Annotated in this window: 9 protein-coding genes and 1 pseudogene; 7 read left to right on the top strand and 3 right to left on the bottom strand. The window is 63.5% G+C overall.

Annotated elements, in window-relative coordinates:
• Positions 1-177 precede the first annotated feature (177 nt).
• From QTH90_RS08500 to QTH90_RS08490, 3 genes are all read right to left on the bottom strand, one after another.
• A complete protein-coding gene (locus QTH90_RS08500; protein ID WP_286664026.1) occupies positions 178-396 on the bottom strand; it encodes a hypothetical protein in 219 nt (72 codons plus the stop codon).
• Between the two features lie 278 nt (positions 397-674).
• The gene (locus QTH90_RS08495) at positions 675-923 is read right to left on the bottom strand and encodes a helix-turn-helix transcriptional regulator (protein ID WP_286664025.1); all 249 of its coding nucleotides are present in this window, start codon (positions 921-923) and stop codon (positions 675-677) included.
• Between the two features lie 263 nt (positions 924-1,186).
• Positions 1,187-2,518, bottom strand: coding sequence for a tyrosine-type recombinase/integrase (locus QTH90_RS08490; RefSeq protein ID WP_286664024.1), 1,332 nt, complete (start codon positions 2,516-2,518; stop codon positions 1,187-1,189).
• 155 nt (positions 2,519-2,673) lie between these two features.
• Between QTH90_RS08490 and QTH90_RS08485 the strand changes: the two genes are divergently transcribed.
• From QTH90_RS08485 to QTH90_RS08455, 7 genes and pseudogenes are all read left to right on the top strand, one after another.
• Positions 2,674-3,399, top strand: coding sequence for a haloacid dehalogenase type II (locus QTH90_RS08485; RefSeq protein ID WP_286664023.1), 726 nt, complete (start codon positions 2,674-2,676; stop codon positions 3,397-3,399).
• 224 nt (positions 3,400-3,623) lie between these two features.
• Positions 3,624-6,302, top strand: coding sequence for a type VI secretion system ATPase TssH (gene tssH, locus QTH90_RS08480; protein WP_286664021.1), 2,679 nt, complete (start codon positions 3,624-3,626; stop codon positions 6,300-6,302).
• 74 nt (positions 6,303-6,376) lie between these two features.
• A complete protein-coding gene (gene tssB, locus QTH90_RS08475; protein WP_286664020.1) occupies positions 6,377-6,910 on the top strand; it encodes a type VI secretion system contractile sheath small subunit in 534 nt (177 codons plus the stop codon).
• Positions 6,911-7,120: 210 nt separating this feature from the next.
• Positions 7,121-8,650, top strand: a pseudogene (gene tssF, locus QTH90_RS08470) (type VI secretion system baseplate subunit TssF); the annotation flags it as partial.
• A complete protein-coding gene (gene tssG / locus QTH90_RS08465) occupies positions 8,650-9,795 on the top strand; it encodes a type VI secretion system baseplate subunit TssG (RefSeq protein ID WP_286664018.1) in 1,146 nt (381 codons plus the stop codon). The pseudogene tssF and the gene tssG, both read left to right, overlap by 1 nt.
• Positions 9,796-9,851: 56 nt before the next feature.
• On the top strand, positions 9,852-10,889 hold the full coding sequence (locus tag QTH90_RS08460; protein ID WP_286664017.1) for a type VI secretion system protein TssA: 1,038 nt from the start codon (positions 9,852-9,854) through the stop codon (positions 10,887-10,889).
• Positions 10,886-11,548, top strand: a complete 663-nt coding sequence (locus QTH90_RS08455) for a hypothetical protein (RefSeq protein WP_286664016.1) — start codon at positions 10,886-10,888, stop codon at positions 11,546-11,548. The genes QTH90_RS08460 and QTH90_RS08455 overlap by 4 nt, the downstream gene beginning before the upstream one ends.
• The last annotated feature ends 6 nt before the right edge of the window (positions 11,549-11,554 follow it).

The following is an 11,554-nucleotide window of genomic DNA, read 5'->3' as shown; positions in this document are numbered from 1 at the left end:
CTCCTGTTTGGTTGAGGAGCATCGAAGGCCGCGACACTTTCTAAATCGCGAGGTGTACCTGTGTAGTTCAAGGTACGCTTTCTGTTCTTCGATGCTATTGGGGTCGTTGGTCCGGTCCCTAGCTCTTCAGGGCCGCGCTGCTAGACAGGCTGCGCGGCCCTTTTCTTTGCTCGCCCATCACGTGACCTCCTCCAGCGCTGACCCCAGAGGCCGGCCAACCTTCATGACCGCACGCCTGCCCTTGAACTCCTCAGGGATGGACTTGTGCTCAACGAGGTATTCAAGTGCGATGCGCATGTACTCGGCGGCGCAAGTCAGGCCCGCTTCATAAGCCGCTGCATTGGCGGCGCGCTTCGCCTCTTGAGAGGTCGCAAAGTGGAAATGGGTCTTGCCCATGTTCGTGTCCTTTCGAAACAATCGCTTCCTAAATCCTCGCCCCGGACCCATGTCGACACCAAGCGCCGGACACTTCCTACCGCCCGGTAGGACACCACCGGAACACTGCATCCGGCGAGCGCGCGACCTGCGGCCCGCACCTATGCGACCGCGACACTGCCACTCGCCGCGAATCGAGGGAAACGCGGAGGGATCAACGTCCAGGCTCGCCAGACGACACAACGTACATTGGGCAGAGGGCCAACATTCGACGCCTTCACGCAAAACGTCGAACAGCCTCACCGTCGCGGCGGCAGCGCTCGCGGAAAGGCCAATAGCTCAGGCGCGATCTGCGCGGCCCACTTGCCATTCAAATACGCTTCGATGTCCTCGGAGCGATAGATGTAGAGCCTGGCGGAGGACGCTGCCGCAACGGGCCGGGGGAACTTGCCGGCCGCCATCATCCTTTGCAGCGTGTTGGGAGCGAAAGGGATGAGGTGCCGGAACTGGGCGCGGCGGATCAGGCCGGGTGGAAGGTTGTTGTTCATTGGTGGCGCGTGGTAGCCAGTCGCGCGCGGGCAAAGAAAAGCCCAGACGGACTGACCTCTTTCAAAAATGAAAAAGGACAATCGGTCTGGGCTCTGGGGTGCGTCCCATTGGCCTCCACCGGCCAACCGTGCTCCACCTGCTGCCTGCATCAAATGTGCATGTCGGCGAATCTGCTTGGTGTTGCTTGAAGTCTCACAAGGGCCAATGAACTAAGCAAGATGCTGGAGCGAATTTTTTCTCTGGCCTTGTTCACTCGGGTGTGCTATGCCGCCTTGCGCTCCAACATCACTACGTTATCGCCACGCGCCGCAGCGGCCAGCGAATCAATAAGGTCAGCATAGAACTGCAACGCCAGCCGTCGCGCCGGTAACTGTTCGGCCCGGTTGTAGGAAGCGTGTACGCCGCGCTCCGCATGCGCCAGCAGTAGTTCCACGAGGTCGCGCGAGTAGCCGCGCTCACGCAGGATCGTGGTGGCCGTCGAGCGCAGGCCGTGGGGTGAAAAGTCGCTCTTGCCGTCAGCATTGCGGATGAACTCGCATTCCTCGGAGGCGGCCACACGGTTAAACAGCGCGTTGAGCGTCGATATGTTGGTGGGCTTCTGGGGAGACAGCCGCCCAGTGAAGATGTACTCGCCGCCGCCCAGCTTCTTTTGCTCGCGCAGGATCGCGATGGCCTGCTTGGGCAATGGGATGACGTGGTCGCGTTTCATCTTCATGCGCGCGGCAGGGATGACGAAGTTAACTGGCCCATCGCCTTCATCCTCTAGCCCTTCAATCTCTTGCCAAGTCGCTCCCAACACCTCCGACTTGCGACACATCGTCAGCGCGATGAATTGGGCGGCCTTGACGGTGGTTGCCTGCGTGGGGCCTTCGCACGCCGCAAGCGCATTGATCCAGACGCCAAGCTCACGTTCAGTTAGGTGACGATGGTGCGTGATGGGCGGAACAACAATCGCCTTGCGCAGCGGCGCGGCAGGGTTCGTCTCTGCATCCAGTTGGCTGATGGCGGTGTCGAAGATGTCCGAAATGATGGAGCGGATTACTGTCGCTGCGGTGGGGTGCTTGGCGGCTTTGGCCTTGATGATCGCCAGGACGTTGGCAGGCTTGATCGAGGTCAGTTGCATGCCACCAAGCTCAGGCCAGATATCGCGCTTCAGCGTGTCCTCGATGCGCTTTGCAGTCCCGGCCGCCAGCGTGACCCGTTTGGCCTTCAACCATCGCTGCGAAACCGATTTGAAGGTCATGTCGCCGTCGCGATCCTTGCGCTTCTTGTCGCGCTTCTCAGCCGCAGGGTCGCGCCCTTCGGCCAAAGCCTCGCGGGCTTTGAAGTGCTTGTCGCGTGCGGCCTTGATCCCGACTTCTGGGAAGGTGCCAAAGCCAACCTCTCGCGCCTTGCCTTGGAAGGTATAGGCGTAGGCCCATGCCTTCGTGCCGCTCGCGGCGATCCGGACGAATAGCCCGCCGCCATCGGCGACCTTGAACGGAGCGTCGGCCTTTGGCATCGTTCCGTCTGCCTTCGGCTGCTGTGGCGGCTTGTCGGAGAACTTGAGCGCCTTGAGTTTGGCGTCTGTGAGGGTGTAGTTGATTGAGCGCACTTCGGTCCTTTCAGGTTTCGGGGAATATCAAAAATCCCCGATATTTTCCCCGAAAGTGAGCAAGTACTCACTATCACAAGTTAGCTCACACTAGCGCTAATCTCAACACATTCGATGAGCTAAGATGTTGATATAAAAGGGAATGTTCAAAGATCATGAGCACAAACGAGCATGCCCTTGACCTCAAAGTCATAGCCTTCGACGTATTCGGCACGGTGGTCGACTGGTATTCCGGTATCGCCGCCGAGGCAGAACGCATCCTGCCCGGCGTCGACGGTGGCGCATTCGCGCTGGCCTGGCGCGCAGGCTACCAACCGGCGATGAGGGGCGTGATGGAGCGCCTCGCGGCGGGCGAGGGCGGCTTCACGCTGCTCGACGAGCTGCACATGGGCATCCTCGAGGGTGTGCTGCGCGACTTCGGGGTGAGCGACCTGGACGCTGCGCGCAAGCGAGAGCTCAACAAGGCGTGGCACCGTCTGCCCGCTTGGCCGGATGCGGTCGCGGGGCTGGCAAGGCTGAAGAGCAAGTACATCATCTGCACGCTGTCGAACGGCAACATCGGCTTGCTGACTGAAATGGCGAAGCGAGCCGGTCTGCCGTGGGATTGCGTGCTTTCTGCGGAAGTGTTCAAGGCTTACAAGCCCGATCCGCGCACCTATCTCGGAGTCGCCGCGGTGTTCGACGTGACGCCGAACCAGGTGATGCTGGCAGCGGCCCACCACGAGGATCTGGCTGCGGCGCGCACGTGCGGATTGCGCACCGGGTACATCGAGCGCCCGAACGAATTCGGAACTGCACAACCGAAGGATGTGTCGCCGCATCCGGACAACACGCTGCATGCACGCGACATCGGCGCGCTGGCCGATTTGCTGGGTTGCTGAGAAGCGGCTGTGTTCCCGTTTCTCAACGAAGGCGGGCAAGAGAATTTTCCGCCGTTGATCTGTTGATTTCTCTCGTTGGATAGGCCTCGTCTCGTAGACGATCTTGCCCAGTGTTTCTAAAGTTACCGTTGCAGATCATTAATCTCAAGGGACGGCAAATTGAAGCACACCAGACGATCATTTTTGACGCCGACTCCTGACGCTGCCGCCGGCTAGGTCAGTCGGTGGCGATCTCAAGACGAGCGCTCTTCGGCAAACTCAATCTCACGCTTTTCCGGGCCATTGAATCGGCCACGGCATTTGCCAAGCTGCGCGGTAATCCGTATGTCGAACTGACGCACTGGCTGCATCAGCTCTGGCAACTCAACGACAGTGACCTGCATCGCATCTGTCGACACTACCGAATCGAGCCGCAGTCCGTCGAGCGCGACCTGACATCGGCACTCGCTTCGCTGCCGACGGGGGCTTCGTCCCTCAGCGACTTTTCGCATCACATCGGCACTGCTATCGAGCGTGCATGGGTGTTGTCCAGCCTCGAATTTGGCGGTCGTTCCATCCGCAGCGCCTGGCTTCTGGCTGCTTTGCTGCAAGCGCCTGAGTTGCGGAGCGTGCTGCTGGGGATCTCGCCCGCCTTCAGAGCGATACCGGCCGACCAACTGGCCGAGCAGCTGCCGTGGATCGTCTCTGGTTCGTCGGAAGAGCATGAAGGGCCTCACGATGGCTCAGGGCTGGCATCGGCCATGCCGGGCGAAGCCAGCGGCGCCGTTGCTGACGAGGCGGACGGAACGTCCGCGCTGGCCAGATACAGCGTCGACCTCACGCATCGCGCACGGGTTGGCGAGATCGATCCAGTGATTGGCCGCGAGCACGAGATCCGGACTATGGTCGACATCCTCTTGCGCCGGCGGCAAAACAACCCCTTGCTGACCGGTGAGGCGGGCGTCGGCAAGACGGCCGTGGTCGAGGGGCTGGCGCTTGCCATCGCTCGCGCCGAAGTGCCGGCATCTCTGCGCGAGGTCCGCCTGTTGAGTCTCGACGTCGGCGCGTTGCTCGCGGGTGCCAGCATGCGCGGCGAGTTCGAGTCGCGCCTCAAGAACCTGCTCGAAGACGCCGCTCGCTCGCCACAGCCCGTCATCCTGTTTGTCGACGAGGTGCACACCTTGATCGGCGCGGGAGGGCAGGCCGGCACCGGCGATGCGGCCAACCTGCTCAAGCCCGCCTTGGCACGGGGCACCTTGCGCACCATCGGTGCGACCACATGGAGCGAATACAAGCGCCACATCGAAAAAGACCCCGCGCTCACGCGGCGCTTTCAGGTGTTGCAAGTTGCGGAGCCTGAAGAGGCCTCCGCCATCGAGATGGTGCGGGGTCTGGTCGCGACCTTCACTGCGCATCACGGCGTCGCCGTGCTCGATGAAGCCGTGCGTTCGGCCGTGCTGCTGTCGCATCGCTATATTCCTGCCCGGCAGTTGCCAGACAAGGCCATCAGCCTGCTCGACACGGCCTGCGCCCGCGTCGCCATGTCGTTGGAGACACCACCCGCGGCCGTGGAGCATCAACGTCAGCGCATCGCGGCGCTGCGGACTGAGCTTGACCTGCTCGAGAAGGAAGGCGTGATCGCGCAGGGCTGGGAAGGCCGGTCGGCGCGCATCGGAGCGATCCGGTCAACACTTGAGTCGGTGGCGGATGAGTTGACGGTACAGGAGCGGCGCTGGCAGGACGAGTTGGCCATGGTCCGGAAGATTCAGGTATTGCGCGCCGAGCATGCCGCTGATGCGGTACCGACACCGTCCGCAAAGCTGGCGGCGCTCGAATCCGAGCTGGTGGCCTGCCAGCAGGACGCGCCGCTTGTCTTTCCGCAAGTCAATGAAGACGTTGTGGCAGCCATCGTTGCCGACTGGACCGGCATTCCCGTCGGACGGATGATGAAGGACGACGTCGCTGCCGTGTTTCAGCTACATGCGACGCTCGATCAGCGCGTCATCGGCCAGAGCGATGCGCTCAAGGTGATCACCGAGCGCGTGCAGACGGCACGTGCACAACTCACCGACCCCAACAAGCCGGTAGGCGTGTTCCTCCTCGTGGGCCCGTCGGGCGTTGGCAAGACCGAAACGGCATTGGCCTTGGCCGAGGCGATGTATGGCGGTGAGCAGAACCTCATCACCATCAACATGAGCGAATTCCAGGAGTCGCACACCGTCTCGACGCTCAAGGGCGCGCCGCCGGGCTACGTGGGCTATGGCGAGGGTGGCGTGCTGACCGAAGCCGTGCGCCGCAAACCGTACAGCGTGGTTCTGCTCGACGAGGTCGAGAAGGCGCATCCCGACGTGCATGAGATCTTCTTTCAGGTTTTCGACAAGGGCTGGATGGAAGACGGGGAAGGGCGGCGCATCGACTTCCGCAACTGCACCATCCTCCTGACCAGCAACACCGGTTCCGATCTCATCGCGAGCCTGTGCGAAGACCCTGCGTTGATTCCCGATGCCGCTGCATTGCGCGAGGCGCTGCTGCCGCAACTGCGGCAAGCGTTCCCGGCTGCCTTCATCGGGCGGCTCTCAGTCGTGCCCTATCTGCCGTTGGGCGAGAGCGCGCTCGGCGACATCGTCACGCTGCACCTCGACCGCGTCGTCGATCGAATGCAGACGCAGCACGGCATCGCCTTGAGCTATTCGCAGGCACTGATCAGCCACGTCATCGATCAGTGCGGCACGCACGAAACAGGCGCCCGTCGTCTCATCGGATTCATCGAGCAGAACCTGCTGCCTGTCCTGTCTCGCCATTGGCTTGGCGCAGTACAGGACAAACGGACGATCGCCCGGATCTTCGCGGACGTGTCCGATCCGTCTTCCCATCAGGACGCCCAAGGAGAACGCGCCATCGCGTGCCAGGTCGAGTTCGCGTGATTCGCGAACTCGATGTCAGGCCACAGCGTCGTTTTCGAACTTCTTGTTTTCTCGTTACCCCAGTCAGGAGACTCATGAACAACAGCAGTCAGAAATTCATCGCCCGCAATAGGGCGCCGCGCGTGCAGATCGAGTACGACGTGGAAATCTACGGTTCGGAGAAAAAGATCGAACTGCCATTCGTGATGGGTGTGCTTGCCGACCTTTCGGGAAAGCCCGTGGAGGCGCTGCCTCCCGTTGGCGAACGCAAGTTCCTCGACATCGATATCGACAACTTCGACGAGCGCATGAAGGCCATTCAGCCGCGCGTCGCATTCGCGGTGCAAAACACGCTGTCGGCCGAAGGCCAACTCATGGTCGACATCACCTTCGAGAGCATCGACGACTTCTCGCCGGCGGCTGTGGCGCGCAAGGTCGAGCCGCTCAGGCAACTGCTGGAGGCGCGCACGCAGCTTTCCAATCTGCAGACCTACATGGACGGCAAGGCCGGCGCCGAGAGCCTCGTCAACCAACTCATGCAGGACCCGGCCCTCATGAAGTCGCTTGCTGCGGAGCCCAAGCCCAGGACAGCCGACGAGAGCGGCGCCGAAGCAACGACCACCGCCTGATCCACGCGCTGACCGCACCGCCAGATTTTCCAGGGAAGGACATTCATGAAGCCCAACAAACAGGCCCCCACCATCGCGCCGACGAAGCTCGCAGACGCATCCGACTTCTCCTCCTTGCTCGACAAGGAATTCAAGCCCAAGACAGAGGAAGCACGCGATGCAGTTGAAGCGGCTGTTCGTACGCTGGCCGAGCAGGCGCTTGTCAACGCGACCACCATGCCGGCGGGCGAGCAGACGCCGTGCGAGTTTCGCTCCAGCCAGGACGTCACGCTGTGGCCCATTGAGATCGTCGACGCCAAGCTGACCGGTGCTCCGCCCGACATTCCGGCACTTGCACGCTACGTGCCGCCGCACGTGCAGGTGACGGGCGCATTGCGCCTGCGGCTGCGCATGGTGGGGGAGCTGAACTTCAATGCGTTGGTGGGGCTCGACCGGCTGCCGGTGTACCTGCGCGGCAATGAGCAGGTGGCCTCGCACCTGTTCGAACTGCTGCACACCTCGGCAGTCGCCACCTTTACGGGCGAGCCGGGCAAGCTGATGCAGAGACCCCATGTGGTGACCGAGGGAGCGCTCGTTCATGAAGGGCTGGAGCCGGGCCAGGGATTGTTGCCGATGGAATGGAACACCTTTCATGGCCACAACTTGCTGCACGAGTATTTCGCATGTCCGGAGCGCTTCTACTTCTTCACCTTGACGCAGCTTTCGCCGGGCCTGTCGCGCGTGGAGGGCAAGGAGGCCGAGGTGTTGATCCTGCTGACCCGGCCACCGGGCACGCTCGGCGGCCTGTTGGATGCGCAGCAGTTCGCGCTGTTTTGCACGCCGGTGATCAACCTGTTCGAGAAGCGCACGGACCGCATCGAGCTCGACACCGCTCAGCCGGAGTTTCACCTCGTGCCGGATCGATCGCGGCCGCTCGACTTCGAGGTCTACGCCGTCAAGCGCATCGCCGGGCAGGAGTTGCGCACCACGGCGCAGATGGATTTCCGGCCGCTCTACCAGACGCTCAACGAAGACGAGGGCAACTACGGCCGCTACTTCTCGGTGCGGCGCGAGCCGCGCCTGGCGTCGGATACCTCACGCAAGTACGGCACGCGCACGCCCTATGTCGGCACGGAGGTCTTCGTGTCGCTCGTGGACCAGAACGATGCGCCTTATTCCGACCTCATCCGCTACCTGTCGGTCGGCGCGCTGCTGACCAATCGCGATCTGCCTTGCCTGGTGCCGCGCAACGGCAAGACCGACCTGGCCGTAGCCGATTCGATTCCCGTGAACGGCGTCGGCCTCATCCGGCCGCCGAGCACGCCCAAGTCCCCCTTTGCGCAACGCGAGGTGGCGTGGCGGCTGATTCGCCAACTGGGCTTCAATCACCTGCCGCTCGCCGACATGCCGCACCGCGAAGGCGCCCAGGCGTTGCGCGACATGCTGCGTCTTTTCGTGACGAGCGACAACGATGCGCAACGCCGCCAGATCGACAGCCTGGTGGGCTCGCGCATCGAACCCGTCACGCGCCGCCTGCCGGGTGCGGGGCCGTTGATCTACGGACGTGGCGTGCGCTGTACCCTGAGCGTGGACGAGGAGGGATTCTCGGGCACCAGTCCGTACCTCTTCGGCCTGGTGCTGGAACACTACCTCGCGCGGCACGTGAGTATCAACGTCTTCACGCAGACGGCCCTCGAATCCATGCAACGCGGCACTGTCGCTCGCTGGCCCGTGCGCATGGGCGGCCGGGGCATCGTCTGATGGAGAGCGATCGCGATCCGCCGGTTCTCGCCTTGCAGGAAATGCTGGTGCAATTGCAGCGCGAGCCATGGAAGTTCAGCTTCACCGGGTTGATGCGCCGTTTCGGCGCAAAGCGTGCGGACCTGCCGCGCATCGGACTGGCGAGCCGGCCGCAGCAGGAGCCCTTCAGGCTCGGGCAGACGGCTGCGCTGACATTCGCGCCCCGCGAGATCGCCGAGGTGGCGCTGCCGGGCCAGACCGGGGCGAAGGGCGGGGGCACCTCGCCCGCGCGCGCGGGCAACAATCCCGCGGTGCCGACCGTGCGGCTCTACGGGCTCGGCCTGCTGGGCCCCAATGGTCCCTTGCCGCTGCACTACACGGAACTGGTGCGCGACCGCGCCGAGAACTACAACGACGGCACGCTCGCCGACTTCCTCGACATCTTCCATCACCGCTATCTCACGCACATGCATCGCGCGTGGGCGCAGAGCCAGTCGGCGGCGGGCCTCGATCGCGCGGATGACGAGACCTTCAGCCGCTACGTTGCCCGACTCACGGGCCACGATCCGCTGGAGATCCGGGATTCGGTGCTGCCGTCTCATGCGAGGCTGTCCGCCTCGACGCACCTGAGCCGCGAGGCACGCAACCCCGATGGGCTCGCCGCCACGCTAGCGCGCTTCTTCGCGGTGCCGGTGCAGTTGCAGGAATTCGTGATGCACTGGATCCGGATCGATGAGGAAGACCAGACCCATCTGGGCAGACCCCGCACCGCCAGCATCATGGGCGTGGGTGCCATCGCCGGCGAAGTGGTCGCCGATCGGCAGAACAAGTTCCGCCTCGTGATCGGCCCTTTGAGCCTCGACCAGTACCTGCGCTTCACCCCGCAGGGCCAGGACCTGCCGCTGCTCGTGGAGTGGGTGCGGGGATTCGTAGGCTTCGAGTTCGTCTGGGAGGTCGAGCTGCGCGTGCGTGTCGACAGCACGCCACCGGCCCGGCTCGAAGACAACGAGCGTCTCGGCTGGTCGACCTGGTTGGGTGGCTCGGAAGGCGCAGGCCTGGGCCTCGCGTCCGGCCAGTCGCCACAGGTTGCTCCCGACTTTTCGGTGGGCCTGGTGTTCGAGCCCGAGCAGTACATCGGCAGGCGTGCCACTGCTGCCGTTCATTGAGTTGTTCTTTTCCATTTCCCTTCATGCCCCAGGTCGATTCTTCCGTTCACTCCCCGATGCCTGACTGGCTCTTGCCGATCAGCACCGATGCACCATGCGGCGCGAGCCTCGAATACGACGCCGAATACGCAATCCTGTTGTCGCGCATGACGCCGCGCGGCGAGGCGCAGTACGGCGATTTCGTCGGAACGTCCGAAGCGCCCAACTGGGCGGAAATCGAGCGCGACTGCCGTCGGCTTCTGCTGCGCACCAGGGACATCAGCCTGTACGTATGGATTTGTCGCGCCCGAGCGCGACTGGGCCAGGCCGCGGGATTGGCAGATGGGCTTGCCATGCTTGCGGCCGCGCTGCAGGCATGGCCCGAGCACATTCATCCTCAGCTGCTCATCGAGGGCCAGAGCGATCCGGATGTGCGCGCGAACGCGTTGGCTGCGTTGGCCGATCCCGAGGGCCTGATGAGCGACGTGCGGGACATCGTCGTGGCGTCCAGCACCGCCTTGCGACTGGCCGTGCGCGACGTGGAGCGCGCGTTTGCGATGCCGCGGCCCACTGACGCGCCAAGCCCCGAATCCGTGCGCCGGCAACTCGATGCATTGCGCGCAAGCGCGGACGCCATGGCGCCCGTGAATCTGCTCGCGCAGGCCGCATTGCACGCGCGTGCAATCGATGACTGGAGCAAGAGCCAGTTGGGCAGCGAAGCGCCGTCCTTGCAGGGGCTGACCCGTGTGCTCGACCTGTTCGTCGTGCCTGGGTCGCCACGTGGGCTCGATTCGGAAGTCTCTTCAATGCCGGAGGCGTCGCAAGCAGGTCCCCCAACGATGTCCAGGAACGCTCTTCAAGCGCCCATCCAGTGGGTGCCGTCGCTATCTTTAACTGGCGCCAACGCTACGCGCGGTGACGTCCTGAACAGCATTCGTGTCGCGCGCGATTGGTTCGAGGTCCATGAGCCCAGCAGCCCCGTGGCAGTGTTGCTCAAGCAGGCCGAGCGCATGGTGGGCAAGCGATTCTCCCAAGTCGCTCACTCGATTCCGCTCGATCTTCTGCAGAAGTGGGAGTCCGAAGGCGAGGGCGCGGTCCAGGAGGTCGCTCGATGAGCGCGCCTGTCGTGCTTCTGTTCGGCAGCGGCTTTGCCATTGGCCTGTTGGGGGCGGCGCTGGGTGCGTGGGTCGTGTGGGGATATGTTCGCGCGCAATGGGCGGTGCAGATCCAAGGGCTGGAAGAGGCACTGGCTTCTCGGGAATCCTTGCAGCCGCAGCCGCAGCCGCAGCCGCAGCCGCAGCCGCCATCCGACACGGCACGCGTACCGCAACTGGTGCAACAGGCCATTCAGGTCGAGCTCGAGTTCCTGGCCCAGCGACAGGCCGAGCGCGATCAAGCCCGAATGCAGGAGCAACAGCGATGGCAAGTGCAGCAGGATCAACGCCGCGCGGAGGAGTTTCGTGTGCTCGTTCAGGCCATTGGCATGCCGTCGGGCAGGGGTGCGAAACCCGCCGCCATCAAGCCATCGCCGCCGCCGGAGCAACCGTTGGCGGCTCAGACGCCTGGTTGGTCTGCCGCGTCGGCTCGCCCGCCCGAGTTGATGCATACGCCGCTGCCACGCCCGCGACCTGCGTTCGAGCCTGAGCCTGCGCAGCCCGAGGTCGAACTCAGCGACGAGGAACTCGATGCCTTGCCGCCGGAGTTGCCCGTACCCGCCAAATCGCGAAAGCGACTGCAGTCTGCGCCGACCAAGCCGCCGTTGCGCAGCATCTGAGCGCTG

The sequence above is a fragment of the Variovorax flavidus genome, assembly GCF_030317145.1.
Taxonomy (GTDB): Bacteria; Pseudomonadota; Gammaproteobacteria; order Burkholderiales; family Burkholderiaceae_C; genus Variovorax; species Variovorax flavidus.
The sequence above is the reverse complement of the archived record's forward strand: the minus strand, read 5'-3'. Positions and strand labels throughout refer to the sequence as shown.